This is a genomic window from Streptomyces sp. NEAU-sy36, from assembly GCF_013423905.1.
GTDB classification, from domain to species: domain Bacteria; phylum Actinomycetota; class Actinomycetes; order Streptomycetales; family Streptomycetaceae; genus Streptomyces; species Streptomyces misionensis.
The window spans coordinates 5937679-5963263 of the sequence record NZ_CP058977.1 but is presented as its reverse complement, the minus strand read 5'-3'; the positions used below and the strand labels follow the sequence as shown (position 1 = coordinate 5963263).

Below are 25585 nucleotides of genomic sequence, written 5' to 3'. Positions count from 1 at the left end.
CGCACCGATCGCGGGATCAGGTGCCGTCGCCCGCTCTGAGGGGGCTCAGCCGGGGCACCGATGCCTTGCCCGTGCCGGAGACCTCGCCGCCGGTCCAGCGGACCGGGATCCAGGCCGTCTCGTCGGGCGGCGTGATGCGCAGGGCCGCCGGTGTCACGGTGGTGACGCCGGTGAGCGCCGGATTGGTGTACGTCATCGCCGACCAGGCCGCGGCTCCCGGGGCCAGCGTCACGGTCTGCCGCGCCTCGTCGGTGGCCCGTTCCGGATCCGGGGTGACCGCCTCGCCCGCGCCGTCGACGAACGCCACTCCCGGGAAGCCGCGGACCGTGCAGGTGCGGTCGGAAGCGTTGGTCAGGACGAGGGCGAAGTTCGACTGGCCGGCTCCGGGGTGGTCGGCCCCGACGGACGCCTTCAGCTCGGAGGTGTGGCAGCGGCGCGCCGTCGCCGGTGCCGCGGGGTCCGGCGACGCCGTACCGGTGCCGGGCGACGCCGCCGGGGACGGGCCGGAGGTCCCGCCGGCCGGCCGCGTGGCGGTGGGGCCGCCGGTCGGCGAGGCGGAGCCGGTCAAGGACGGGCCGTCGCCCGTGGCGTCGTCGGTGTGCCGGCTCGTGCAGCCGGTCAGCACGGCGCACCCGATGAGGAGGCCGGGCAGGAGGAGCCGGAGTGTCATGCCGCTTCCCGGGGCCGCCGGTGCCGGTCCGACGGCACGGGTTCGCCGCGCTGGTCGCGCAGGGCCGCGGCGTGCGCGTCCGTGAGGGTGCGGCCGGGTGCTCGGATTGCGAACGCGACCGGCGCCGGGCCCGTGTCGGGCTGTGCCATCGAACGGTCCTTTCATGGGGGCCGGGTCAGCGACCGGGGCGAACGGAACGGACGGCCCTCAGGATCAGGTCGGTGACCGGGCCGGGGTCGGTCACCGACACGGCGTGCGGCGCGCGGACGGCGACGGTGCGGGCGCGGGCGCGCTCGGCCATCCACCGCTCGGCGGCCGGCGGGATGTTGCGGTCCTCGCTCGCGACGAGGTACCAGCTGGGGATGTCCCGCCACGCGGCGGCGGTGGCCGGCTCCTGGAGCGCGGCGAGGGTGATCGGGCGCTGGCCCGCGGCCATGACCTGCGCGGTCCCGATGGGCACACCGGCCGCGAACTGGTCGCGGAACAGGTCCTTTCTGATGACCAGTTCGGCCCCCTGCCCGCCGTCCGGCAGCGGGTGGTACCGGGTGACGGTGGCCTGGCCGAGGGTGCTGCCGGGGAACTTGTCGGTGAGCTGGAGCGCGCTCTCCCCGACCTCGGGCACGAAGGCGGCGATGTAGACCAGGGCCTCGACCCGGCGGGCGCCGGCCGCGGCCTGGCTGATGACCGCACCGCCGTAGGAGTGCCCGACCAGCACGATCGGGCCGGTGACGGCGTCCAGGACGCTGCGGATGTAGGCCGCGTCGCTCGCCAGCCCGCGCAGCGGCAGGGCGGGTGCCAGGACGCGGTGGCCCTGCCGTAGCAGGCGCTCGACGACGCCGCTCCAGCTGGAGGCGTCGGCGAACGCGCCGTGGATCAGCACGACGGTGGGCGTGTCCGGGCGCGGGTGCGGTCGGCGCGGCCGGTCGGCCGCCGTCGCCGGCACGGAGAACGCGGTGCCCGCGGTGCCCAGCGCGGCGGCGCCGGCCAGGAGGGACGCGGTCACGGCGCGACGCGAGACGGGTGAGTTCATGGTTCGCTCTCTGCGGAGGGGACGGCCGTTTCGGCACGGCCGGCGGTCGGGAGTGGGCGCGGCGGGCGCCTCAGGCGGAGGTGGCCCGGACGGCTTCCTCGATCAGCTCGACGACGCGCTCGGGGTGGGAGAGCATCACCAGGTGGGAGGAGTCGACCTCGACGGTGGTCATGCCGGCCCGCTGGTAGCCGTAGCGCTCCACGTCCGGGTTGATGGTGTGGTCCAGGGAGGCGACCAGGCCCCAGGAGGGCTTGGTCTTCCAGGCGGCGGCCGGGGCCGCGTCGGCGAACGCCTGGGCGGCGAGGGGACGCTGGGAGACGGCGAGGACCTCGGCGAGGCGGTGGTCGACGTCGGCGGCGAAGACGGCCGGGAACGCGTCGGGCCGTACCGACACGTCGGTGCCGGTCTCGGTCGAGCCCTCGACGGGGAACGGCGTGTAGACGAGCGCGGCGGCGAGGTCGGAGTCCGGGAACCGGCCCTGGAGCTCGCCGAGGCTCTCGCCCTTCTCCAGGGCGTAACCGGCCAGGTACACGAGCGCGTTGACGTTGTCCTCGGTGCCCGCGACGGTGATGACGGCGCCGCCGTAGGAGTGGCCGACCAGGACGACGGGGCCGGGTATCTGGCGGACGACCGAGGCGATGTAGGCGGCGTCACCGATCAGGCTGCGGTTGGGGACGGCCGGGGCGACCACGTCCAGGCCGCGGGCGATCAGCCGGGGGATCACCTGCGCGTAGCTGGAGGCGTCGGCGAACGCGCCGTGGACGAGGACGACGGTCGGCTTGGGCGAAGGAGACATGGGAGGACTCGCTTTCGGGGGTCTTGGCCGGTGCCCGCAACGGCCTGCCGGCCGGGGCGCGAGAGTGCCGAGCGGGATGCCGCTGGTACGTGGGGAAACCTAGTGACGGGCGCTGAGGGGTTCTTGTCCCTCAGCGCCCTGGTGCTGGCCTGTCCGTGCTCACCATCGGCGTGCGCCGCCGGGCGGCCGCCCGCTCACGGCCGCGGGACGTTGCGGAGGTTCGTTCGGGCCAGGTCGATCATGCGTCCGACGCCGCCCGTGAGGACGGTGCGGCCGGCGGACAGCGCGAAGCCGGTGACCTGCTCGGTGGTGATCCTGGGCGGCAGCGCGAGGGCGCCCGGATCGGTGACCACGTCGACCAGCGCCGGCCCGTCGTGGGCGAACGCCTGCCGCAGGGCCTCGCGCACCTGCGCGGGTTTCTCGACCCGGATACCGCGCGCGCCCGCGGCGGTGGCGATGGCCGCGAAGTCGGTGTGCGGGTAACCGGTGCCGTGCGGCGGCAGACCGTCGACCATCATCTCCAGATCGACCATGCCCAACGAGGAGTTGTTGAAGACCACCACCTTCACCGGCAGGCCGTACTGCACGAGCGTGAGGAAATCGCCCATCAGCATGGAGAATCCGCCGTCGCCCGAGAGGGAGACGACCTGCCGCGAGCGGTCGAGGAACTGGGCGCCGATGGCCTGGGGCAGCGCGTTGGCCATGGAGCCGTGCACGAAGGAGCCGAGCACGCGGCGCCGGCCGTTGGGCGTCAGGTAACGGGCCGCCCACACACAGCACATGCCGGTGTCCACGGTGAACACCGCGTCGTCGGCGGCCTCCTCGTCGAGCACGGACGCCACGTACTCGGGGTGGATCGGGGTGTGCCCGCCGACGTCGTGGGTGTACGCCCCGACGGCGCCTTCGAGTTCGCGGACATGGCGGTGCAGCATCCGGTCGAGGAACCGGCGGGACGACTTCTCCCGCACGGCCGGCGTCAGGCAGCGCAGCGTCTCGCGCACGTCCCCCCACACGGCGAAGTCCAACTGCGTACGCCGCCCGAGCCGTTCGGGCTGGATATCGACCTGCACGGTCCGCACGTGGCGGGGCAGGAAGTCCGTGTACGGGAAGTCCGTGCCGAGGAGCAGCAGCAGGTCGCACCCGTGCATCGCCTCGTAGGCGGCGCCGTAGCCCAGCAGACCGGACATGCCGACGTCGTACGGGTTGTCGTACTGGATGTGCTCCTTGCCGCGCAGGGCGTGGCCCACGGGGGCCTTCACCTTCCCGGCGAACGCCATCACCTCCGCGTGGGCGCCCTCGACGCCCCGGCCGCAGAACACCATCACCTTCTCGGCGGAGTCCACCAGTTCGGCCAGGTGGGCCAGTTCCCCGTCCGCGGGCCGGACCGTCGGCCGGTCCAGCGGCAGGTGGAGTTCCGCCCCGCCCGCCGGGGCGTGCTCGGCGGCCACGTCTCCGGGCATCGACACGACCGCCACACCGCGCCGGCCGACCGCGTGCTGGATCGCCGTCTGCACCACCCGGGGCATCTGCCGGGGCGAGGAGACCAGTTCCGAGTAGTGGCTGCACTCCTGGAACAGCCGGTCGGGATGGGTCTCCTGGAAGTAGCCGGTGCCGATCTCGCCGCTCGGGATCTGCGCCGCCAGCGCGAGGACGGGGGCCATCGAGCGGTGGGCGTCGAACAGGCCGTTGATCAGATGCAGGTTGCCCGGCCCGCACGACCCCGCGCACGCGGCGAGCCGTCCGGTCAACTGGGCTTCGGCGCCGGCGGCGAAGGCCGCGACCTCCTCGTGCCGGACCTGGATCCACTCCAGGCGGTCGTGCCGCCTGACCGCGTCGACGACGGGGTTCAGGCTGTCCCCGACCACCCCGTACATCCGGCGCACCCCGGCACGGGCAAGGAGGTCGACGTACTGCTCGGCTACGGACTGTCGGGCCATGGTGCTCCTCGGGTGGTCGCTCACGGGGCCGCGCCAGGCTAAGGAGGCGCCGAGGGGGCGGGTTGTTCCTCCGTGCACCGCTCAGCGACCGGGAGCGCACCACTCGGCCGCCGCCCGCGCGCGACCGGGCGCGTACCGGGTGCGCCCCGTTGTCGGGGGAGCACCCGGTACGCGACGGATCGCGGGCCTCGGTGGCTCAGGCGACCACCCGCGGATCAGTCCTCGGCGGAGTCGTCCGCGGGCGCCAGGAGCACGGCGACACGGCTGTGGTGGGCGACGCTGTCGCTGACGCGGGGGTTGACGAGCGCTTCGAGCGAACCGCGGTGGTGGGGGCTGAGGATCAGGAGGTCGGCCTGCCACTCCTCGGCGGCGGCGGAGATGGTGGTGGCGATCTGGGTCGTCAGCGCGTAGGCGACGGTGCCCTCCGCCTCGACGCCCGTGTCATGCAGCGCGGCGAGTGCCTCGTCGAGGATGGCCTTGGCCTCGGCGTCGTCCTCCAGGGGCACCACGGCGGCAAGCGTGGCCGAGGACGGGGAGACGTGCACAACGCTGACCTTGGCTCCGGTCAGCCGGGCCATGTCGCCGGCGAGGCGTATGACGGAGTGGCGGGCGGGGCTGGGATCGACGGCGACAAGAATGCGCTGGAACATAGCTTATGTCCTTTTTCTGAGTATGTATCAAGTACCGCAGGCATCGAGCATCCTGCTGAACAAACCAGGGGTGCCGATGTGTTCCGCGGCCCCCCCGTCCGGCGTTTCTCAGGGAACAGTGAATCCTCGACGACGCCGCTTCCGTGCCGCTCGCCGGGCGGAAGTGCTTCCCCGGGCAAAACTCCGTGCGTCGTGCGACAAGACCCCCGGTCAGCGCCTTTTAGGGTCGCGGGGAGTAATCGCGTCAACGCCCTGAGAGGGCCGCGATTCCCGTGGCCGGCGGCGTCTCGTTCTCGGATCGTCGAATTCTGTGCCGCCCGGCTTTCTCCCATGGTGAAAGGAATCCCCCATGCCCCCGGAAATCACAACGCCGAGCACACAATTCGGCGTCTTCACGGTCGGTGACGTCACGCCGGACCCGACCACGGGGCGTACGCCGTCCGAGCGTGAGCGGATCAAGGCGATGGTCGCGATCGCGCTGAAGGCGGAGGAGGTCGGCCTGGACGTGTTCGCGACGGGTGAGCACCACAACCCGCCGCTCGTGCCGTCGTCGCCGACCACGATGCTCGGCTACATAGCCGCGCGCACGGAGAAGCTGATCCTGTCCACCTCGACCACGCTGATCACCACGAACGACCCGGTGAAGATCGCGGAGGACTTCGCGATGCTGCAGCACCTGGCGGACGGGCGGGTGGACCTGATGATGGGCCGCGGGAACACGGGTCCGGTGTATCCGTGGTTCGGCAAGGACATCCGTGAGGGCATCAACCTGGCGGTGGAGAACTACGCGCTGCTGCGCCGGCTGTGGCGTGAGGACGTCGTGGACTGGGAGGGCAGGTTCCGCACGCCGTTGCAGGGCTTCACCTCGACCCCCAGGCCGCTGGACGGTGTCGCGCCGTTCGTGTGGCACGGCTCGATCCGCTCGCCGGAGATCGCCGAGCAGGCGGCCTATTACGGCGACGGTTTCTTCCACAACAACATCTTCTGGCCCGCCGGTCACACCCGGCGGATGATCGAGCTGTACCGCAACCGGTACGCGCACTACGGGCACGGCACGCCGGAGCAGGCGATCGTCGGGCTGGGCGGTCAGGTGTTCATGCGGAGGAACTCGCAGGACGCGGTGCGCGAGTTCCGGCCGTACTTCGACAACGCCCCGGTGTACGGGCACGGTCCGTCGCTGGAGGAGTTCACCGAGCAGACCCCGCTGACGGTGGGTTCCCCGCAGCAGGTGATCGAGCGGACCCTGTCCTTCCGGGAGTACGCCGGCGACTACCAGCGCCAGCTGTTCCTGATGGACCACGCGGGACTGCCGCTGAAGACCGTCCTGGAGCAGCTGGACATGCTCGGCGAGGAGGTCGTGCCGGTGCTGCGCGCGGAGTTCGCGAAGAACCGCCCGGCGAACGTGCCGGACGCCCCCACCCACCAGTCGCTGCTCGCCGCGCAGACGGCGGCCGGGGACACGAAGGAGGAGAGCACCGTATGAAGCTCGTCGTCGTGTCGGCGGGACTGAGCGTCCCGTCCTCCACCCGGCTGCTCGCCGACCGGCTGGCCGCGGTCGCCGCCCCGGCGGCAACCGCGCCCGAACCCCAGCCGGCCGGTGTCCGGGTGATCGAGCTGCGCGACCTCGCCGTGGAGATCGCGCACAACCTCACCAACGGGTTCCCCGGGAAGCGACTGGCCGGTGCCTTCGACACGGTGACCGAGGCCGACGGGCTGATCGTCGTCACACCGGTCTTCTCCGCGTCGTACAGCGGGCTGTTCAAGTCCTTCTTCGACGCGCTGAGCACGCACGACGAGGGCGCCCTGGCCGGGAAACCGGTGCTGATCGCCGCGACCGGGGGCACCGCGCGGCACTCCCTGGTCCTGGACCACGCGCTGCGCCCGCTCTTCTCCTACCTGAAGGCCGTCGTCGTCCCCACCGGTGTCTACGCCGCCTCCGAGGACTGGGGAGCCGAGGGCCTCGACCGCCGGATCGCGCGGGCCGCGGGCGAACTGGCCGCGCTGACGGGCGGATTCGCCACGGCCCAAAAGCCCGCCGGACAGAGCCTGGAACCGGTGCCGTTCGAGCAGCGGCTCGCCGCACTGGGCCGGGTCCCCGGCCGTACCCGGTCGCATCCCGCCACGGAGCTGTGACGCCTGAAGCCACGGAAGGAGACGACGATGAGGACGCGGACGAAGCCGCTGCTACGGGTATGGGAATGGCAGGCCGAGGCAGCCTGCCGGGGGATGGACAGCGCGGTCTTCTTCTCGCCCGCCGGTGAGCGCGGCCGGGCTCGCCGGCGCCGCGAGCAGGCGGCGCGAGAGATCTGCGGCGGCTGCCCGGTGAGCGGCCCCTGCGGCCGCTTCGCCGTGACGTCCCGGCAGACCTACGGCGTGTGGGGCGGGTACACCGAGGCCGAGCGCCGTGCCACGGTCCCCGTGCACCCGAAGTAGCCGAACGGGGCGGGCGCCCGGCCGAGCCGTTGCGCCGCGCCCCTTCGAAGCCGGGCGGACTCCACCCGCCCGGCTTCCGTGCTTTCCCGGGGGCATGCCCCGGGCTCAGGCCGGGGGACCGCTGCGACGCTCCGCCCCCGGGACCTCTGTCGCGCCCGTGTCCGGCTCGCCGGCGGCGACCACGGGACCGGCCGTGGCGTCGAAGGCATGGGTCACCTCGGGCGCGGTGCCCGCCACGAGCAGGGCGCGGGCCCGCTCCTCGAAGCGGCGGTCGTTGGCCGTGAGCCGGCTGTGGTGCTGGGCCAGGTGTTCGGACCAGGAGGCCACCAGGTAGTTCTCCACGAACCGGTCCGGATCACGGCCGTCCTGGTACAGGCCCCAGGACAGGGCGCCGGTGCGGCGCCGGGAGCGCGCCACGTGCCGCATGCGGTCGCTGAAGGCGGCCCGATTTTCGGGGGCGACCCGGTACGTGACGGACACGAGCACCGGGCCGTCGGCCGGTCCCGGTTCGAACACCAGGGGCGGCACGGGCCAGTGGTCGGAGGGGCTCGGATCGAGCCCCTCCACGCCGTGCAGCGGCCAGCGGCGCACACTCAGCGCACCGGCCACCAGCAGCCCGGCCCCGGTCAGCAGGGCGACGGTCAGTCCCAGCGCGTCGGCCAGCGCGCCCCAGGCGGGCGCGGTCAACGCCTGCCCGCCCTGGAACACCACGAGATAGATGGCGAGCCCCCGGCCCCTCACCCAGCCCGGCAACCGCTGCTGGACGGCGGCGTTGAGGGTGGACAGCACGCCGATCCAGGCCGTCCCGGCGGGCAGCAGGGCCGCCGCCGCGAGCCAGGGAAGACGGGTCGTGGCCAGCAGCACCAGCGTCGCGGCGAAGACCGCCGCCCCGGCGGCCAGCGTGCCGTTGGCACCCAGCCGGCGCCGGAACACCGGCAGCGCGAAGGCACCGCCGACCGCGCCTGCCCCGACGACCCCGAGCAGCAGCCCGTACCCGCCGGAGCCGAGCCCCAGCGAACGGCTCGCGACGAGGGGCAGCAGCGACCACAGGGCGGCCCCGCCCGGAATGAACAGAGCCGTGCGCAGCAGGACCCGGCGCACACCGGGAGCGTGCCGGACGTAGCGACGGCCGGCCTGCACGGCTGCGAGGAGCCCTTCGCCGTGCCCGGTGGGCTCGGGTGCCGCCGGCCGCCGCCACAGCAGCAGCACCCCCGCGATGCCCAGGTACGACAGCGTGTTGAAGGCGAAGACCCAGCCCGCGCCCGCGGCGGCGACCACCGCGCCGCCGAGGGCCGGGCCGACGGCACGGGCGAGGTTCATGTTCACGGCGCCCAGCGCGGCCGCCTGCCCCAGCTGCTCGCGCGCCACGAGTTCCGGCTGGATCGCCTGCCAGGCCGGACCCATCAGTGCCGTACCGCAGCCCAGCAGGAAGGTGAGGGCGAGCAGCGGGCCGGGCGCGAGCGCCCCCCGGAAGGCGAGCACCGTGAGCACGGCGGAGACGGCGAGCATCGCGAACTGGGCCGCGAGCAGCAGCTTCCGGCGGTCGTGGCGGTCGGCCAGCACCCCGGAGGGCAGCGCGAGCAGGACGACCGGCAGGCTGGACGCGGTCTGCACGAGCGTCACCAGGGCGGCACCGTGCCCAAGGAGCAGCCACTGGGCGCCGACTGTCTGCATCCAGCTGCCGGTGTTGGACACCAGCTGCGCGATCCACAGCGCGCGGAAGACGCGCGCCGCGAGCGGCGCCCAGGCCGAGTCCCGCGCCTGCTTCACGACTGCGGCCTCGTCCAGTCGGCGTCGGAGGACCAGTGGCGGCGGACCGCGACCAGTGCCGCCGCGAGCAGCACCAGGGCCAGGGCCACCACGAGGAGGAGCGAGGCGTGCCGCAGGAGCAGGGCGCCCGCCAGGGCCCCCAGGAACATGGCCAGGACGGAGAGGACCCGCCGACCGGGCCGGGGGGCCGCCCCGCCGGCCGGGGCGGAGTCGGCGGCCAGCCCGGTCAGGGTCAGTGTCAGCACGGTCGTGGTCAGGTCCGGGACGCCCAGGCGCCGGGCGACGGCGTTCTGGAGCCCCATCGCGATGCCCAGCAGCACGACCAGGGCGTACTTCACCGGGTCGGTGACCTCGTCGTGCCCGAGCGCGACGGCGAGCACCGCGCCGGCGACCAGAACCGTCTGGACCGCGGTGGCCGAGGTCAGCATCCGCCCGCGGTGTGCGGCGTAGCGGGTGGCGAGGCGCCCTCCGGCCAGCGCTCCGGCGAGGAACGACGCCATCGACACCAGCGACGCGGGCGCGGACAGGCCCGGCGCGCCCGCCAGGGCGAAGCCCAGGAAGACGACGTTGCCGGTCATGTTGGCGACGAAGACGTGCCCGAGCGCCAGGTAGGTGACGGCGTCGATCAGACCGGTCACCACGGTCAGTCCCAGCATCAGCGGCGGCAGCGGCCCGTGCCGGTCGCCCTTCGGCGGGACGAGGGTGCGGGCGGCGTCGGTCAGCAGCCTGCGCATGCCGTCACCTCCCGTCCGCGGCGGGGGCGGGCGCGTGCCCCAGCACGGCGCGGGTGATCAGCCCGCTGGCCGGGCCGACGACGATCGCCGCGAGGGAGGTCCACAGCGGCCAGGAAGCCGCGCCGGCGAGGTGGTCGAGCGACCAGCGGCCCGCCCCGGTGAGCGCGAGGGCCGCGGCGACGGTGACGAGGACCAGCGGGTACTCGTAACCGTCGTTCTGCACCCACAGCCCCTTGTGCCACTTGACGGTGCCGGCCACCGTCATCACACCCATGGCGGCCATCGCCGCCAGGGGAGTGAGGAGTCCGGCCGCCAGGAACAGGCCGGCACCGATCTGGCTGCCGCCCGCCGCGAGGGCGGTGAGCCGCCCGCCGCGGAAGCCGTCGCGGCGGAACTCCTCGGTTCCCCCGGCCAGCCCGTTGCCGCCCAGCCGGAAACTGACTTTTTGCACCCCGTGTCCGGCGATGAGGATTCCCACCACCAGCCGGAGCACCAACAGTCCGCTGTCCATTGCCTTCTCTGCCTGCTCCTGACGTCCGTCGTCGACCGTGGGATGGGTGTCAGCCGGCGGCGTGCTCGCCGATGACGGCCTGCGCGTAGACGACGCCCAGGCCGTACGTGCCGCCGTGCTCCTTCACGACGTCCATGACCGGCAGGTACGTCTCCGCGCGCGCCCAGTCACGCTGGAGTTCGAGCAGCACCTGCACCCAGGTCACCGGCACCACGCCGGCCTGCACCATCCGCTGGACGGCGTGCTCGTGGGCCTGCGGGCTGACGCCGCCCGAGGCGTCGGTGACGACGTAGACCTCGTAGTCCTGGGCGAGCGCCGACAGGGCGGGCAGCACGACGCAGACCTCGGTCCACAGACCCGCGATGACCAGCTTCTTGCGGCCGGTCGCCTTGACGGCCTCCACGAAGGCGGGGTCCTCCCAGGCGTTCATCGTGGTGCGGTCGATGATCTTCTGGTCGGGGTACACGTCCGCGAGCTGCGGCATGAGCGGACCGGAGAAGGACTCGGCGGCCACGGTGCTCAGGACCACCGGGACGTCGAAGACCTTGGCGGCCTTGGCCAGGCCCACGGTCGCGTTGATGATGGCGGTGCGGTCGCCGCTGCCGGTGCCGAAGAACATCTGCGGCTGGTGGTCCACGAAGAGCACCGCGCAGTTGTCGGGGGTCAGCAGGTCCGGGCTGGGGGCAGCGGTGACGGCGGCGATGTCGGTCATGAGTATGCCTTTCATTGATGAGGTGCAGCGGTCGCGGACGGTCGTACGGGACCGGGGGGAGGAAAAGTCCTGGGGCCTGATCGCGGTGGGCGCGACCGGCTCAGAGGGAGAAGCAGGGGTCGAAGACCGGGCTGTCCTGCTCGGGCGCGAGTCCGCGGCGGGCGCGCCACTGGCGGTGCAGCTCCGACTCGGCGGCGGCCTCGCCGAGCAGTTCGGCCTGGCGTACTCCCGACCTGCCACCGGCCGGGGCGGCCTGGTAGCCGCCGAAGTGCGCCACCGGGCTCCACTCGGGTGTCACCGGAGGCATCTGCTCGTCCATGCCCTCGTACTCGCGGGCGCCGTAGACGACGCGGCCGCCGACGACCGTCAGCAGGGCTTCGATGTGCGCGATCTCCGGGTCGGCGACCGCGAAGTAGTCCTCCGACAGCACGGCGAGGTCACCGAGGAACCCGGGCCGCAGCACGCCCTTGCGGTCCTGTTCGCCGGTGAGCGCGGCACCGGCCGTGGTGAACATCTCCAGCGCGGTCTCCCGGTCGACCCGGTTGTGCGGCGGATGGATGGTCAGGTCGCCGACGGTGCGGCCGGTGACCAGCCAGTGCAGCGCGATCCACGGGTTGTACGAGGAGACGCGGGTGGCGTCGGTGCCGGCGGCCACGGTCAGGCCCCGGCCGAGCATCGCGCGGATCGGCGGGGCGTCCGCGGCGGCCCCGATGCCGTACCGGCGGACGAACGCCTCGCCCTGGAACGACAGCCGGTTCTGCACCGACATGGCGCCGCCGAGGGCGACGATCCGGTCGAGGCTGTCGGCCGACACGGTCTCCGCGTGGTCGAACAGCCAGCGGTTCCCGCCGGGGAAGAGCCCCTCCGCGGCGAGCTTCTCGAACACGGCGAGGTCGCGGCGGATGGTCTCGTCGTAGGTGGCGTGCAGGCGGAAGCCCCAGTCGTTCTCCATGAGGAGACGCACGGCCTTCTCGAACTCCACCTCGTAGTCCGGGGCGTGTTCGGGGCGCGGCTCGGCGAAGTTCTCGAAGTCCGCCGCCGCCCAGGTGAGGTTCTCGCCGGCGCCGTTGAGCCGGAGCCACTCGTCGCCGTCCTCGGGGCGGACCATGCCGATCCAGCGGGTGAGGTCGTCGATCTCCTGGCCCGCGGTCTGCGGGAACAGGTGGTAGGCGATGCGCAGCGACAGCTCGCCCGCACGGGCGAGTTCGGTGACCGTCTCGTAGTTCTCCGGGAAGTTCTGGAACCCGCCGGCCGCGTCGATCGCCGAGGTGAGCCCGAACCGGTTCAGCTCCCGCAGGAAGTGACGGGTCGACGTCTTGCGGTGCTCCTCGTCCAGCACCGGCGCCTTGGCCAGCGTCGAGTAGAGGATCAGGGCGCTGGGCGCCGCCAGCAGCATGCCCGTGGGCTCGCCGGTGCGGCCGCGCACGATCTGCCCGCCGCGCGGGTCGGGGGTGTCCTTGCCGTAGCCCACCGCCTGGAGGGCGGCGCGGTTGAGGATCGCGGCCTGGTACAGGTGCAGGACGAACACCGGGGTGTCCGGGGCGGCGGCGTTCAGCTCGGCGACGGTGGGCAGCCGCCGTTCGGCGAACTGCTCGGCCGACCAGCCGCCGACCACGCGCACCCACTGGCCCTTGGGCGTGCGGGCCGCCTGCTCGCGCAGCATGGCCAGGCCCTGGCGCAGGGAGCGGACGCCGTCCCAGCGCAGCTCCAGCACGTAGTTGAGGCCGCCGCGGATCACGTGCAGGTGGGCATCGTTGAGACCGGGGATCACCCTGCGCCCGAGCGCGTCGATCACCCTCGTGGCGGGACCGACCTGGCCGGCCACGTCCTTGTCGCCGCCGACGGTGGTGACGACACCGTCGCGGATGGCGATCGCCTCGGCCTGCGGGAGGCGGGGATCACCGGTATGGATCTTGGCGTTGCGGACGATCAGGTCCGCCGCGTCGTCGGTGGCGCGGGGTATCAGCCCGCCGACCGGCATCGTGGACACCTTTCGACAACCTCCTGCGGGGCGCACAGCGTGGGATGGGGACCGGGCCGCGTCCGAGTCCGCCCGGGAAGGGGCAAGGTGCACGAGGACCGTGCCGCGGCTGCTTCGCCGATCACGCTAGGACCGCCCGCACCGGCCCGGTTTCTGGTCAGCGCACCGGCGTTTGCCCCTGAGCGCACTGCGGATCGCACCGTGCGCGCTGGGTCCAGGACCGGTGCGCGCAGGGGCAACGGCCGCCCGCTCGGCGCTCCTAGCGTGGGGGAGCACGGCCCGGCGGATCTGCGCATCGGGGCGGCCCGCGTCGCCGGAAACACCCGGCGCGTACCTGAATCAGGAGTTCTCATGTCCCACGTCTACGAGCCGGTCCAGCCGGTCCTGGAGCCGGCCGCGGCCGCGTTCGCCGAGGCGACCGCCAACCCGCCCTACCTGTTCGACCTGGCCCCCGCCGAGGGCCGCAAGGCCGTCGACGAGGTGCAGTCCGGCGACATCGCCAAGCCCGCGGTGGACGAGGAGTGGATCACCGTCACCGGCGGGCCGACCGGCAGCGTCCGCGCCCGCATCGTCAAGCCGGCCGGCGCCGAGGGCACCCTCCCGGTGGTGCTGTACATCCACGGCGCCGGCTGGGTCTTCGGCAACGCCCACACCCACGACCGCCTGGTGCGGGAACTCGCCGTGGGCGCGAACGCGGCCGTCGTCTTCCCGGAGTACGACCTGTCTCCCGAGGCCCGCTACCCCGTCGCGATCGAGCAGAACTACGCGGTCGCCCAGTGGATCGTCCGGCAGGGCGGGACCAAGGGCCTGGACGGTTCCCGGCTGGCCGTGGCAGGCGACTCCGTCGGCGGCAACATGAGCGCGGCACTGACGCTCATGGCCAAGGAGCGCGGGGACGTCGCCCTGGTGCAGCAGGTGCTGTTCTACCCGGTGACCGACGCGAGCTTCGACACCGGCTCCTACCACCAGTTCGCGACCGGCTACTTCCTGCGCCGCGACGGCATGCAGTGGTTCTGGGACCAGTACACGACGGACGAGGCGGAGCGGGCGCAGATCACCGCCTCCCCGCTGCGCGCCACCACCGAGCAGCTCACCGGGCTGCCCCCGGCCCTGGTCATCACCGCCGAGGCCGACGTGCTGCGCGACGAGGGCGAGGCCTACGCGGGCAAGCTCCGCCGGGCCGGCGTGCCCGTCACCGCCGTGCGCTACTCCGGTGTGATCCACGACTTCGTCATGCTCAACGCCCTGCGCGAGACCCACGCCGCCGACGCGGCCATCAAGCAGGCGGCTTTCGTCCTCCACTCCGCCCTGCACGCCTGATCCGCGACGCGCGGCGCCCCACCCGGCCACCCTTCGAAGGCCGCGCGGAACCCCCCAGGGGCTCCGCGCGGCCTTCGCGCGTGTGCCGCCGGCGAACCGCGGGCGCGCCGTGCGCTGACGGGCACCGCCGTGTGCGCTGCCGGGCAAGCCGGGGCCGCGGGGCCGCCTAGCGTCACCGGGGTACGCACAGCACGGCACCGCAGGAGGCGGAAGACATGACCACCAGCTCCCATCACGTGAGCGGCAGCCAGCCGTGGCTGCACCAGAAGGGCGAGGTGATCCAGGACTTCGGGACCGTCAAGCAGTTCCCGCTCGGCCTGTCCTACGAGGCCCGGATGTACTCCTGCCAGCGCCTGAACAAGGTCCTGGCGGACACGCAGATCCTGTACGGCCTCTACAAGAAGCACCACTGGCTGATGCGGGGCGCGACCTTCTACCAGCTCCACTTGGTGCTGGACAAGCACGCGGGTGAGCAGCTGGAGCTGATCGACACCCTCGCCGAGCGCGTCCAGTCGCTGGGCGGCGTCGCCGTCGGCGACCCCCGGCACGTCGCGGAGATCACCTCGATCCCGCGGCCTCCGGACGGCGTGGAGGAGGTCCCGGCGATGCTGTCGCGGCTGCTGGAGGCCCACGAGGCCATCCTCGTCGAGGCCCACGACGCCGCCGCGCGCACGGCCGAGCTGGGCGACGACGGCACCAACGACCTCCTTGTCTCGCAGGTGATCAGGACCGGCGAGCTCCAGTCCTGGTTCCTGGCCGAACACCTGGTGGACACGCCCCTCGTGCGCTCCTGAACCCGGCGCGGCGGCGCGTCCCGGTCCCCGCCCGGCCCGCGGGCGTGCTCAGTCGAGGACCGGGTGCAGCTCGGGGCGGGCTTCCCACCACGCGCGGTAGAAGGTGTTGTCGGGGATGCTGTCGAGGTACGCGCGTGCTGCCGCCCGGTAGAGCAGGCCGGCGCGCCGCTCGGAGACCGCGGCCCGGTTCCAGGCGAGCCGGATGCGCCCGGTGAGCGGGTCGCCGGCCAGTGGGCGCAGCACCGTGCCCTCGACGTACGGCGAGGCGGGCTGGCACAGCGAGACGGCCCGTCCGGCGGCGATCAGTTCCCAACGCATCTTGCGGTCGGCGATCCGGTAGCGCAGTTTCGGTGTGAAGCCGGCCCGGCGGCAGGCGTCGGCCATGGCCTCCGGTCCGCCGTCGCCGTCGTCGGTGAGCGTCGTCCAGGTGTCGTCCGCCAGATCGGCGAGTTCGATCTGCTCCTGCCCGGCCAGCGGGTGGGCGGCCGACAGACGCACACACGACGGTTCTCTCGGTATGAGGGTGCGGGCCGACACGGCGTCGGGAAGTTTCACCTCGTGGTCGGCCAGTTCTCCGTAGAAGATCGCGTCGTACTGTCCGGCACCGAGCATGCGGGTGAGCGTGATCGCCGAGTGCTCGATGGCGATGTCGATCTCGTGGCCCGGGAACTCCTCCTCCATGAACGGGAACAGCCGGTCGACCAGGACGAGTTGGATGCAGCCGAGCCGCAACGTCGGATGGGGCGCGGCGGCTCGCGTCCCGGCGGTCAGGGCGTCCATCTCGCCGAGCACCCGGCGCGCCACGGAGAGGACGAACTCGCCCAGCGGCGTGGGCTCGACGCCGAGCCTGCCACGGACGAACAGCTCGCCGCCCGTGACCTGTTCGATCCGCCGCAGTTGCGCGGACAGAGCCGGCTGGGACACCCCGAGTTGACCTGCCGCGCGCCCCAGACTGCCCGCTTCCGCTATCCGGCGGACAGCCTCAAGATGCCTCAACTCCAACTGCATTTCACCAGCATAGACAGGGTTACGCACGCCCAGAAGGGGTCCGGGAGGGGCCGGTCATAACTCCGGTCTTATGAGCGGTGGGATGTCCCTTTCTTGCCATGCTCACGCCCATACTCGGCGCATCCCACTGACTCCCCGTTACGGACTGGAGCAGACGTGCACCCCACCAGACTCACGGCGGCCCTCGCCGCGCTCACACTGACGGCGGGCCTCGCGGGCACTCTCGCGAGCACCGCCGCTGCGGCCGCCGAGGGCGGTTCCGCCCCCGCCGCGCGCCACCTCAGCCCCCTGCGCACCGGTGCCCTGGAGGCCAAGCTCAGCCCGGCGCAGCACAAGGCACTGATCCGAAGCGCCCAGGACAAGACGGCCGACACCGCCCGCACCCTCGGCCTCGGCGCCAAGGAGAAGCTGGTCGTCAAGGACGTCGTCAAGGACGCCGACGGCACGCTGCACACGCGCTACGAGCGGACCTACGACGGTCTGCCCGTCCTCGGCGGCGACCTCGTCGTGCACACCCCGCCCGCCTCGCTCGCGGCCGGCACCGTGAGCGCCACGTACAACAACAAGCACAGGATCGCGGTGTCCTCCACCACCGCGACCGTCGCCAAGTCGGCCGCCGAGAGCAAGGCGCTGAAGACCGCCAAGGCCCTGGACGCCGCCAAGCCCGCCGCCGACAGCGCCCGCAAGGTGATCTGGGCCGGCGACGGCACCCCCAAGCTCGCCTGGGAGACCGTGATCGGCGGCTTCCAGGACGACGGCACGCCCAGCAAGCTGCACGTCATCACCGACGCCACCACCGGCAAGGAGCTGTACCGGTACCAGGGCATCGAGACCGGCGTCGGCAACACCCGCTACAGCGGCCAGGTCTCGCTGACCACGACCCAGTCCGGCTCGTCGTACACCCTGACCGACGCCACCCGCGGCGGCCACAAGACGTACAACCTCAACCACGGCACCTCCGGCACCGGCACTCTCTTCTCGCAGAGCAGCGACACCTGGGGCGACGGCACCAACTCCAACGCCGCCACGGCCGGCGCGGACGCCGCCTACGGCGCCCAGGAGACGTGGGACTTCTACAAGAACACCTTCGGGCGCAGCGGCATCAAGAACGACGGCCAGGCAGCCTACTCCCGCGTCCACTACGGCAACTCGTACGCCAACGCCTACTGGGACGACAGCTGCTTCTGCATGACGTACGGCGACGGCACCGGGAACAACGACCCGCTGACCTCGCTGGACATCGCGGGTCACGAGATGAGCCACGGTGTCACCTCCAACACCGCGGGGCTCAACTACAGCGGCGAGTCCGGCGGTCTCAACGAGGCGACCTCCGACATCTTCGGCACGGGCGTGGAGTTCTACGCCAACAACTCGTCCGACCCCGGTGACTACCTCATCGGCGAGAAGGTCGACATCAACGGCACCGGCGCCCCGCTGCGCTACATGGACAAGCCCAGCAAGGACGGCAATTCCGCGGACTCCTGGTCGTCCTCCCTCGGCAACCTCGACGTGCACTACTCCTCGGGTCCGGCCAACCACATGTTCTACCTGCTGTCCGAGGGCAGCGGCACCAAGACCATCAACGGCGTGACCTACAACAGCCCGACCTCCGACGGCGTGGCCGTCACCGGCATCGGCCGCGACGCGGCCCTGCAGATCTGGTACAAGGCGCTGACGTCGTACATGACGTCCAGCACCAACTACGCCGGTGCCCGCACCGCCGCCCTCAACGCGGCCTCGGCGCTGTACGGCGCCAACTCGGCGCAGTACGCGGCCGTCGGCAACGCCTTCGCGGGCATCAACGTCGGCAGCCACATCACCCCGCCCAGCAGCGGCGTCACCGTCACCAACCCGGGCAGCCAGTCCTCCACCGTGGGCACCGCGGTCAGCCTCCAGGTCCAGGCGTCCAGCACCAGCAGCGGCGCGCTCACCTACAGCGCCTCCGGCCTGCCCACCGGCCTGTCCATCAACAGCTCCACCGGTGTGATCTCCGGTACGCCGACCACGGCCGGGACCTACAGCACCACCGTCACCGTGAAGGACTCCACCGGTGCCACCGGCACCGCGACCTTCACCTGGACCGTCAGCACCAGCGGTGGCGGCGGTGGCGGCTGCACCTCGACCCAGCTGCTGGCCAACCCGGGCTTCGAGTCCGGCGACACCGGCTGGACCGACAGCGGCGTCATCAACAACGACAGCCGTGAACCGGCCCACGGCGGCTCCTGGACGGCCTGGCTCAACGGCTGGGGCTCCGCGCACACCGACACGCTGTCCCAGTCGGTGACGATCCCCGCGGGCTGCAAGGCGACCTTGTCCTTCTACCTGCACATCGACACCGCGGAGGTCGGCAGCACCGCCTACGACAAGCTGACGGTGACCGCCGGTTCGAAGACCCTGGCGACGTACTCGAACGCCAACGCGGCCTCCGGCTACGCCCTGAAGACCTTCGACCTGTCCTCGCTGGCGGGCCAGACGGTCACCCTGAAGTTCACCGGCGTCGAGGACGCCTATGTCGCGACCGACTTCGTCGTGGACGACACCGCTCTGACGACCAGCTGAGCAGGCATCCGAACCAGCCGAACAGGGTCCCGCACGCCGTTTCCCGGGGTGCGGGACCATGGCAGGTCGGCTCGGCGGGCCGTGGGGGCGCCTGTTGGGGCCCCCGCCTTTGCCCGTTGTGCGCGGCGGGCAACGGCGTCCCTACCGCAAGCTCGGCCACAGCCAGCTGCGCATCGCCATGTTCCCGGCGATCGACCCGGGACGTCGAGGCACTGACCGCGTGCGTCGACCACGTGATCGAGAACCTGTGACGTGTCACGGCGAGGTGTCCCCGCCGCTTTCGACGTGAGGCGGCGGAGTGGTCCCCCCGCACCGCCCCCGTGATCCCGCCGGGAACGAGAACCGGCTGCCGCCGACGCAAGCGCCCGGGCGAGGCACGGAGAACCGTCCAACGACTTCGCCCAGACCCGGAGCCGTACGCCCGGCCGCGCACTACAGTGGCTGAGCCGGTGGTCGATGTGGCGGCCGGCTTCTCTGGGGGGCCAGGGGACAAGGGCATCCGGACGGTCCTCGTCGTGGCGGCGGTGGAGCGGACCGGTGTGGGGGAAACGGGGCGAGATGACCGGTGCGAACGGCGGGTCCGAACCGCAGATGATGGACCTGGCCGATGCCATCACCCTGCTGCGGGACCAGATCGCAGAGGCACAGGAGCGGATCGCCGACCCGGCGGGTCTCGGCCATCGGGGCGTGCTGTTCACGCTGGAGGAGATCACGCTCGAACTCGGCCTGGAGCTGACCGGGACGAAAGGCGTCGACGGCGGCCTGCGATGGAGCGTCATCGGTCTGAACGGCAAGAAGGAGAGCACCCGGACAGCCACCCACACGGTGACGGTGGCATTGCGGCCCCACTCGCCCGAGGGTGTCGGTATCGACGTCAGCGACGTCGAATAGGGACGTCCGGCAGCGAGCGGACCGGCACGACGGGGGGGATCGTGGAGTTCGACCGCCGAGTACAGGTCCGGGCCCGAAGACCGGGCACGGACACCCGGGTCTTCGGTTCGGGCTACCTGATCGCGCCGAGACTCGTACTGACCGCCGCCCACGTCCTGGCCGACGCGCCGTCCGGCGCGGTGACGGTCGCCCGTCCGGACGTGAGCAGCCGGGAGTTCCCCGCGGTCGTCCTCTGGCGGCGCCAGGACGAGACGGTCGACGCGGCACTGGTCGAGATCGCCGAGAGCGGTGACTGGCAGACACCGGAGTCCCTGACGAACCCCCTCCTGCGCCAGCGGTTCGGTCACCTCATCGGCACACGTCCCTGGCCGGTCACCCTCACCGGATTTCCCCGGATGCAGAAGGACCCCGTGGGCGGCGAACGCTGGGACGAACAGCTCACCGGCCACATCGCGCCGGGAACCGGCACCCTGGCCGGACGCTACGAGATCGCCAGCACCGATCCCACTGTGCCCGTGCGGCCCGGGACCAAGGACAGCGGCCGCTGGTCCGGCATATCGGGGGCCGCCGTCCTCAGCGACGGCGCCCTGGCCGGCGACGACCTGCTGTGCGGGCTCGTCCGCCGTGACCGGAGAGCGGACGGAGGGACCAGACTGACCGCGACGACGGCCGCAAACCTGCTGTTGGACGATGGATTCCTGGCCACCGTCCATGACCGCACCGGGTGGGAACCCGTCCTCGAACCCGCGGAGACCGTGGGCCTGTTCGCGCCGGCCGCCCCGGTACGCGTACTGGACTCACCGACCGCCCTGCTCCGCGCGGACGCCGAAGCCGTCACCTTCCGCGGCCGGGACGCCGAACTCGCCGACCTGACGTCCTGGTGCACCGACGGTCCCGCCGCGGCACAGGTCCGCGTCCTCACGGGGCCCGGCGGCCAGGGCAAGTCCCGCCTGGCCCGCCGTCTCGCCGACGACCTGCGCCTCCGCGGCTGGGTCACCGGTCATCTGCGCTCCGACCTCACCGACCACGACGCCGCCCCCGATCTCACGCCGCTCACCACGGCCCTGCCGCTGCTGATCGTCGTCGACTACGCGGAGACACGGCCCCGCCTGGTGCGGCGGATCGTCACCCACCTTCATGGCTCCCGCCACCGGGTCCGGGTGCTGCTTCTCGCCCGGTCGGACGGGGAGTGGCGCAGCGACCCGATGACCGCCCTGCCCGCTGTCCGGAGGCTGCTGGCCGGAGCGCCGGTCACCGAACTGGGCCCGCTGGTGCCCGGCGGGTGGGGAACCACGCAGGAGCGGCGGACCGCCTTCGAGGAGGCCGCCCGGGACCTGGCGCTCCTGCTGCCCTGCGTCTCCTCGCTGCCCGGTCACGACTGGGCGGGAGCGGCCGCGGGCCTTCACCCGCCGGACGACCTGGCCCACGCCCGGTACGACAGCGTTCTGACCCTGCAGATGACCGCCTTGGGCGGACTGCTGCAGCGAGGGCCCCGGCCCGCGCACGTACCGTCGGGCGCACCGGCGGAGAGGATCCTGCTGGAGCACGAGGGACGCTTCTGGGAAAGCGCCGCCGACGCCCCCGCGTTCCGGCTGGGCCTGCCGACCAGCACGCTGGGGACCGTCGTCGCCGTCGCCGCCCTGACCGGGGCGCGCTCCGCGGACGAGGCCGCCCGGGTGCTTCACACGATCCCGGATCTGCCCGCCGACCGGATTCCGGGCACCGCGCAGTGGGTGGCCGGGCTGTACCCGGCCGAACCGGACCGCTACTGGGGGTCGCTTCAGCCCGACCGCGTCGCCGAGTTCCACTGCGCGGCCGTCCTCGTCAGCGGCAGGGTTCGGCTGCCGGACCTGCTCCGGGCAGCCGGCTCCGCGCAGCAGGCCCGGATCCTCACCGTCCTGTCCCGCGCCGTGACCGCTCACTACAACGCCGGTCGGACGAGGGACGGCGCACAGGTCACCTCCGTCATGGAGTCGGCGCTGACCGGCGCGGCACTGGACGTCCACGCGGTCGAGGAGGTGTCGAAGTCCCTTCCCGTTCCGTCCGGATCCCCCTCCCTGCTCAGCTCGGTCGCCCTTCAGCTCGTCGAGGGCCTGGTCGAGGAAGCTCGTCGGCGCGCGGCACTCGATCCGGCATCCGCCGAACCCGCGCTGGCGAACCTGCTGTCCCACCTCGCCATACGCCTCACGGAGACGGGACGCCCGCAGGAAGCCCTGCACGCCGAGTGCCAGGCGGTGAAGATCCGACGGCGGCTCGCGGCGAGCGACACCTCGCGGTACGAACCGCAGCTCGCCATATCGCTGGCCAATCTCGGCAACCACCTCGCCAACGCCGACCGCCACGACGAGGCGCGCGAAGCGACTGAGGAAGCAGTGAGGAAATTCCGCCGGATCACCGGCGACATCTGGGCCTACGTTCCGCAGCCCGGGGCCTACCAGCCGCACCTCGCGTCCGCGCTGACGGATCTCGGCGGGCGGCTGCATGCCCTGGGCCGCACGGGGGAGGCGCTGCCCCACATCGAGGCCGCCGTCCGCATCTGGGAACGGCTCGCGGCGAAGTACCCGGCGCCGTACGAGGATCGGCTGGCGGGCTGCCTGGAGAACCTGGCGATGTTCCTGACCGCGGAGAGCCGGCAGTGGGAGGCGCACGCCGTCGTGCGCAGATCCCTGGAGATCAGGCGGCGCCTCGCTGCCCGGGACCCGGCCGCCCACGACCCCGCGCTGGCGCGGGCGCTGGGCCTTCTCGCAAAGCCGCTGGAGGAGGACCGCCCCGAGGAGGCGCTGCCGGTGCTCCGGGAGATGGTGGAGGTCCGTCGGCGGCTGTCGGACGCGGACCCCGGGACAGGCAGGCCGGAACTCGCGCGCACGCAGTACAGGGCGGGCGTCGTCGCGCGCCGGGTGGAGCAGGCCGACGAGGCACTCGCCCACACCGGGGCGGCCGTGGACACCTACCACGAGCTGGCGGCCGAGGAGCCCCAGGAGTACGAGCCCTACCTCGCTCTCGCTCTTGCCGAACTGGGTGGCCTGCTCTCCGCGGCCGGCCAACACGTCGATGCCCTCGCCGCCCAGGCGCGGGCCCTGGAGATATCCCGCAGGCTCGCTGCCGGCGGCACCGTGGAGCTGCGGGTGTGGCTCGCACACCAGCTGTTGAAGCTCGCGGACCTCCTCGCGGAAGCAGGATATGAGGACCGGCTCTTCGAGCCACTCGAAGAGGCCGTCGAACTGCTTTTCGAGACCGCGGAGACAGACCTGGACACCGGAGGTCGGAGCCTGGTGGCGGTAGGCCGGAGCCTGGTGGGGGCGCTGCAGACCCTGGCCGCGAAACGGTGGGCGGCCGGCCACCACGAACGGGCGGCCGAGGCGGAACTGAACGCGGTGGAGGTCTTCGGCCGGCTCCTGAACGCGGACCCGGAGGCCACCGACGCCGACGAGATCGGGGAAGCTCTGGTGCCCCTCTGCCGCCGGCTGGGGGAGGCAGGCCGTCCCGACCTCGCTGTCGAGGTGGGGCTCACCGCGTCGGCCATCTGGCGCACCTGGTACCCGGTCGAGCTGGCCGTCGCCAGGGAGGGATCGCTCGCAGCCCAATTGAGCGCCCTGGCCGCCGAGTTGGCGGCGGCCGAGCGGGGAGAAGCCGCCGCGCTCGTGATGCGAGGCGCTGTGGAGCTCCTGGACCGGCTGGTCGGCGACGATCCGGACTACCTGCCGATCCTCGCCGGCACGCTGCTCGGATACGCCATGCTGATCGCCTCGCTGGGAGACCTCCGCCAGGCACTGACGGCGGTGGGGAGCGCCGTCGAGTGCTTCCACCGCCTCCCGGAGACGAGCCCGGCGCGCCTGCGCGGCCTCCCCGAAGCCTTGCGCCTCCGGGACGACCTGAGCGATGACCTCGGGGCGACCGGCTGAAGGCGTGCGGTGGCCGCCGTGGCCGCGGTGAACCGGCGGCATGCCGTCACCGGCAGGGCCCCGGGCGACCCTCGCGGGGCGCCGCCGCCCCGCGGCGTCACCGAACTGGACGCCCCAGCGCCGGCACGTGGCAGCTCTGCGCTGGGGGACGGTGCTGCCGGGCGGGCCCGGCTGGAGCCCGGCCCAGCCTGCCACCGGCCTCCGACCGGGCGGACTGGCGCAGGCGGTGGAGGCGCCGCGCGCGTTGTACACCGCCGGGTGAACCGACGCGGAACGTCCCCCTCGGAAGCAGTGCTCCCGTCGCACCCCGGGGGAGAAGCCCATGCCCCGCGGACGGCGGCCCGGACCGGTCCTCAGCCCTGCTGCCGGGCGCGCTTGAAGCGCTCCAGGCCCTCCGCCAGGGACACCAGCGGCTCGGGGTAACCGGTCCGGGAGCGTTCCCGCGCCGGGAGCTTCCACGGCTCGTGCACGGCACCGGGCTCCACATCCGCCAGTTCCTCCACCCAGCGCCGCACATAGGCCCCGGCCGGGTCGAACCGCTTGCCCTGGGCGACGGGATTGAGCACCCGGTTGGGCCGGGTGTCGGTGCCGGTGCCGGCCACCCACTGCCAGTTCAGCTGGTTGTTCGCCACATCCCCGTCGACCAGCAGGTCCAAGAAGTGCCGGGCACCCACCCGCCAGTCGACGTACAGCGTCTTGGTCAGGAAACTCGCCGCGAGCAGCCGCCCCCGGTTGTGCATCCAGCCCTCGTGCCGAAGCTGCCGCATCGCCGCGTCCACCAGGGGGTAGCCGGTACGTCCCTGCCGCCACGCCTCGGCGTCCGCCTCCGCGTCCCCGCCGTCGCGCCACCGGTCGCGGCGGGTGCGGTAGTCGCGCGTGGCGGCGTCGGGACGTGCGGCGAGCAGCTGACGGTTGAAGTCCCGCCAGGCGATCTGGCGTACGAACGCCTCCGCGCCCGCGCCCCCGACTCGGCGGGCCCGCTGCACCACCTCGACCGGTGACAGCGTGCCGAAGTGCAGATGGGGGGAGAGCCGGGAGGTGGCGTCGCCCGCGAGGTCGTCATGGCGCTCTTCGTAGGCGCCCACGCCCGAGCGCAACCACGCGGCGAACCTGCGCCGCCCCTCCGCCTCGCCCCCCGCGCACAGACCCGGCGACACGCCGCTCACGTCGCCGCGCTCCGGCAGCGGGGCGGAACCCACCTCGTCCGGCACGCTCACCCTGCGCGGCGCGTCCATCACCTCCCGCAAGTGCTGCTCGGACCAGCGCCGGTAGTACGGCGTGAACACCGCGAAGTGATCGGAGGCGGCCGGCGTGACCGCGCCCGGAGCCACCGCGGTGCTCACCGTCTCGTGCACGTACAGGCGCCGACCGGCGGCCTCCAGGGCCCGGCGCAGCCGTCGTTCGCGCGCCTGGGCGAAGGCGCTCACGTCGCCCGCCATGTGTACCTCGTCGGCATCCGCCTCCTCGGCCACCCGGCACACCTCCGCCACGGTGTCGCCCTCGCGCAGCACCAGCCGGCCGCCCCGGTCCCGCAGGCCGGCGTCCAGGTCGTGCAGGCAGTCGGCGAGGAACGCGATCCGGTTCGGCACCGCGAAACCCGCCCTTTCCACGGCGGGGTCGCGCACGAACAGCGGTACCGCCCGGCCTCCGCCGTGCAGGGCTGCGCGCAGCGGCGGGTGGTCCGACAGGCGCAGATCGCAGGTGAACACGACGACCGAGGTGTGCATGGGGCTCGCTTCCGTTTCCGGTGACGTCACTCTCCGCGGTTTCGCCCGTCCGGCCGGAGACGGATGCGGCGTACCGCCGGCGGTTCTCGTGGCGGGGCGCACCCGGGTACGCCTGTGGCCTCGCCGCCGGGTCACGGAGAACCGCTCACATCGTTTCCCG

The 25585-nt window shown here is 72.7% G+C and carries 21 protein-coding genes; 8 read left to right on the top strand and 13 right to left on the bottom strand.

Annotation, left to right across the window (positions count from 1 at the left end; all coding sequences use genetic code 11):
• Nucleotides 1–16 precede the first annotated feature (16 nt).
• The 6 genes from HZZ00_RS26095 to HZZ00_RS26070 all read right to left on the bottom strand — a co-directional run bounded on the left by HZZ00_RS26095 (nt 17) and on the right by HZZ00_RS26070 (nt 5083).
• The gene (locus HZZ00_RS26095) at nt 17–670 is read right to left on the bottom strand and encodes a DUF4232 domain-containing protein (RefSeq protein WP_180328744.1); all 654 of its coding nucleotides are present in this window, start codon (nt 668–670) and stop codon (nt 17–19) included.
• Nucleotides 667–819, bottom strand: a complete 153-nt coding sequence (locus tag HZZ00_RS26090) for a hypothetical protein (RefSeq protein WP_180328743.1) — start codon at nt 817–819, stop codon at nt 667–669. The genes HZZ00_RS26095 and HZZ00_RS26090 overlap by 4 nt, the downstream gene beginning before the upstream one ends.
• Before the next feature lie 26 nt (nt 820–845).
• Entirely contained in the window at nt 846–1700 is an 855-nt protein-coding gene (locus HZZ00_RS26085) for an alpha/beta fold hydrolase (protein WP_180328742.1), read from the bottom strand.
• Nucleotides 1701–1770: 70 nt separating this feature from the next.
• Nucleotides 1771–2496 carry an alpha/beta fold hydrolase gene (locus tag HZZ00_RS26080; RefSeq protein ID WP_180328741.1) on the bottom strand — a complete coding sequence of 242 codons (726 nt, stop codon included), beginning with the start codon at nt 2494–2496 and terminating at the stop codon, nt 1771–1773.
• Nucleotides 2497–2690: 194 nt separating this feature from the next.
• Nucleotides 2691–4433: a pyruvate dehydrogenase gene (locus tag HZZ00_RS26075; protein ID WP_180328740.1), complete on the bottom strand. Its 1743-nt coding sequence runs from the start codon at nt 4431–4433 to the stop codon at nt 2691–2693.
• Between the two features lie 215 nt (nt 4434–4648).
• Nucleotides 4649–5083: a universal stress protein gene (locus HZZ00_RS26070; RefSeq protein ID WP_180328739.1), complete on the bottom strand. Its 435-nt coding sequence runs from the start codon at nt 5081–5083 to the stop codon at nt 4649–4651.
• 349 nt (nt 5084–5432) lie between these two features.
• Here HZZ00_RS26070 and HZZ00_RS26065 point away from each other — a divergent pair, with 349 nt between their 5' ends.
• Genes HZZ00_RS26065 through HZZ00_RS26055 form a run of 3 tightly spaced genes read left to right on the top strand, consistent with a single transcriptional unit; the run spans nt 5433 to nt 7516 of the window.
• On the top strand, nt 5433–6566 hold the full coding sequence (locus HZZ00_RS26065) for an LLM class flavin-dependent oxidoreductase (RefSeq protein WP_180328738.1): 1134 nt from the start codon (nt 5433–5435) through the stop codon (nt 6564–6566).
• Nucleotides 6563–7216 carry an FMN reductase gene (locus HZZ00_RS26060; RefSeq protein WP_180328737.1) on the top strand — a complete coding sequence of 218 codons (654 nt, stop codon included), beginning with the start codon at nt 6563–6565 and terminating at the stop codon, nt 7214–7216. The genes HZZ00_RS26065 and HZZ00_RS26060 overlap by 4 nt, the downstream gene beginning before the upstream one ends.
• A gap of 27 nt (nt 7217–7243) precedes the next feature.
• Nucleotides 7244–7516 carry a WhiB family transcriptional regulator gene (locus HZZ00_RS26055; RefSeq protein ID WP_180328736.1) on the top strand — a complete coding sequence of 91 codons (273 nt, stop codon included), beginning with the start codon at nt 7244–7246 and terminating at the stop codon, nt 7514–7516.
• A 105-nt stretch (nt 7517–7621) separates the two neighbouring features.
• On the opposite strand, the gene HZZ00_RS26050 is transcribed toward HZZ00_RS26055, so the two are convergent.
• The 5 genes from HZZ00_RS26050 to HZZ00_RS26030 all read right to left on the bottom strand — a co-directional run bounded on the left by HZZ00_RS26050 (nt 7622) and on the right by HZZ00_RS26030 (nt 13233).
• The gene (locus HZZ00_RS26050) at nt 7622–9286 is read right to left on the bottom strand and encodes an MFS transporter (protein WP_257585341.1); all 1665 of its coding nucleotides are present in this window, start codon (nt 9284–9286) and stop codon (nt 7622–7624) included.
• Nucleotides 9283–10020, bottom strand: coding sequence for a YoaK family protein (locus HZZ00_RS26045; RefSeq protein ID WP_180328735.1), 738 nt, complete (start codon nt 10018–10020; stop codon nt 9283–9285). The genes HZZ00_RS26050 and HZZ00_RS26045 overlap by 4 nt, the downstream gene beginning before the upstream one ends.
• Before the next feature lie 4 nt (nt 10021–10024).
• Complete coding sequence (locus HZZ00_RS26040) at nt 10025–10531, bottom strand: DoxX family protein (RefSeq protein ID WP_180328734.1); 507 nt, start codon at nt 10529–10531, stop codon at nt 10025–10027.
• A 49-nt stretch (nt 10532–10580) separates the two neighbouring features.
• A complete protein-coding gene (locus tag HZZ00_RS26035) occupies nt 10581–11243 on the bottom strand; it encodes a hydrolase (protein ID WP_180328733.1) in 663 nt (220 codons plus the stop codon).
• A 100-nt stretch (nt 11244–11343) separates the two neighbouring features.
• Complete coding sequence (locus HZZ00_RS26030; protein WP_180328732.1) at nt 11344–13233, bottom strand: amidohydrolase; 1890 nt, start codon at nt 13231–13233, stop codon at nt 11344–11346.
• A gap of 342 nt (nt 13234–13575) precedes the next feature.
• Between HZZ00_RS26030 and HZZ00_RS26025 the strand changes: the two genes are divergently transcribed.
• Nucleotides 13576–14544, top strand: coding sequence for an alpha/beta hydrolase (locus HZZ00_RS26025; protein WP_180328731.1), 969 nt, complete (start codon nt 13576–13578; stop codon nt 14542–14544).
• A gap of 215 nt (nt 14545–14759) precedes the next feature.
• Nucleotides 14760–15338 (top strand): Dps family protein, encoded by a 579-nt coding sequence (locus HZZ00_RS26020; RefSeq protein WP_180328730.1) that lies wholly within the window; start codon nt 14760–14762, stop codon nt 15336–15338.
• A gap of 48 nt (nt 15339–15386) precedes the next feature.
• Here the strand turns inward: HZZ00_RS26020 and HZZ00_RS26015 are convergent, their stop codons facing one another.
• Nucleotides 15387–16346 (bottom strand): LysR family transcriptional regulator, encoded by a 960-nt coding sequence (locus HZZ00_RS26015; protein ID WP_180328729.1) that lies wholly within the window; start codon nt 16344–16346, stop codon nt 15387–15389.
• 156 nt (nt 16347–16502) lie between these two features.
• On the opposite strand from HZZ00_RS26015, the gene HZZ00_RS26010 reads away from it, so the two are divergent.
• The 3 genes from HZZ00_RS26010 to HZZ00_RS26000 all read left to right on the top strand — a co-directional run bounded on the left by HZZ00_RS26010 (nt 16503) and on the right by HZZ00_RS26000 (nt 23698).
• Entirely contained in the window at nt 16503–18905 is a 2403-nt protein-coding gene (locus HZZ00_RS26010) for a M4 family metallopeptidase (RefSeq protein ID WP_180328728.1), read from the top strand.
• A gap of 558 nt (nt 18906–19463) precedes the next feature.
• Nucleotides 19464–19796 carry a trypco2 family protein gene (locus tag HZZ00_RS26005; protein WP_180328727.1) on the top strand — a complete coding sequence of 111 codons (333 nt, stop codon included), beginning with the start codon at nt 19464–19466 and terminating at the stop codon, nt 19794–19796.
• 41 nt (nt 19797–19837) lie between these two features.
• Entirely contained in the window at nt 19838–23698 is a 3861-nt protein-coding gene (locus HZZ00_RS26000) for a tetratricopeptide repeat protein (protein ID WP_180328726.1), read from the top strand.
• Nucleotides 23699–24051: 353 nt separating this feature from the next.
• Here the strand turns inward: HZZ00_RS26000 and HZZ00_RS25995 are convergent, their stop codons facing one another.
• Nucleotides 24052–25425, bottom strand: a complete 1374-nt coding sequence (locus HZZ00_RS25995) for a deoxyribodipyrimidine photo-lyase (protein ID WP_180328725.1) — start codon at nt 25423–25425, stop codon at nt 24052–24054.
• Nucleotides 25426–25585: the final 160 nt, after the last annotated feature.

Excerpts from the sequence above, each read along its gene's own strand:
- HZZ00_RS26070 (WP_180328739.1), bottom strand. The coding sequence starts at position 5,083 with ATGTTCCAGCGCATTCTTGTCGCCGTCGATCCCAGCCCCGCCCGCCAC.
- HZZ00_RS26095 (WP_180328744.1), bottom strand. The coding sequence starts at position 670 with ATGACACTCCGGCTCCTCCTGCCCGGCCTCCTCATCGGGTGCGCCGTG.
- HZZ00_RS26005 (WP_180328727.1), top strand. The coding sequence starts at position 19,464 with ATGACCGGTGCGAACGGCGGGTCCGAACCGCAGATGATGGACCTGGCC.
- HZZ00_RS26045 (WP_180328735.1), bottom strand. The coding sequence starts at position 10,020 with ATGCGCAGGCTGCTGACCGACGCCGCCCGCACCCTCGTCCCGCCGAAG.
- HZZ00_RS25995 (WP_180328725.1), bottom strand. The coding sequence starts at position 25,425 with ATGCACACCTCGGTCGTCGTGTTCACCTGCGATCTGCGCCTGTCGGAC.
- HZZ00_RS26035 (WP_180328733.1), bottom strand. The coding sequence starts at position 11,243 with ATGACCGACATCGCCGCCGTCACCGCTGCCCCCAGCCCGGACCTGCTG.
- HZZ00_RS26060 (WP_180328737.1), top strand. The coding sequence starts at position 6,563 with ATGAAGCTCGTCGTCGTGTCGGCGGGACTGAGCGTCCCGTCCTCCACC.
- HZZ00_RS26085 (WP_180328742.1), bottom strand. The coding sequence starts at position 1,700 with ATGAACTCACCCGTCTCGCGTCGCGCCGTGACCGCGTCCCTCCTGGCC.
- HZZ00_RS26040 (WP_180328734.1), bottom strand. The coding sequence starts at position 10,531 with ATGGACAGCGGACTGTTGGTGCTCCGGCTGGTGGTGGGAATCCTCATC.
- HZZ00_RS26055 (WP_180328736.1), top strand. The coding sequence starts at position 7,244 with ATGAGGACGCGGACGAAGCCGCTGCTACGGGTATGGGAATGGCAGGCC.
- HZZ00_RS26020 (WP_180328730.1), top strand. The coding sequence starts at position 14,760 with ATGACCACCAGCTCCCATCACGTGAGCGGCAGCCAGCCGTGGCTGCAC.
- HZZ00_RS26090 (WP_180328743.1), bottom strand. The coding sequence starts at position 819 with ATGGCACAGCCCGACACGGGCCCGGCGCCGGTCGCGTTCGCAATCCGA.
- HZZ00_RS26080 (WP_180328741.1), bottom strand. The coding sequence starts at position 2,496 with ATGTCTCCTTCGCCCAAGCCGACCGTCGTCCTCGTCCACGGCGCGTTC.
- HZZ00_RS26075 (WP_180328740.1), bottom strand. The coding sequence starts at position 4,433 with ATGGCCCGACAGTCCGTAGCCGAGCAGTACGTCGACCTCCTTGCCCGT.
- HZZ00_RS26015 (WP_180328729.1), bottom strand. The coding sequence starts at position 16,346 with ATGCAGTTGGAGTTGAGGCATCTTGAGGCTGTCCGCCGGATAGCGGAA.
- HZZ00_RS26065 (WP_180328738.1), top strand. The coding sequence starts at position 5,433 with ATGCCCCCGGAAATCACAACGCCGAGCACACAATTCGGCGTCTTCACG.
- HZZ00_RS26025 (WP_180328731.1), top strand. The coding sequence starts at position 13,576 with ATGTCCCACGTCTACGAGCCGGTCCAGCCGGTCCTGGAGCCGGCCGCG.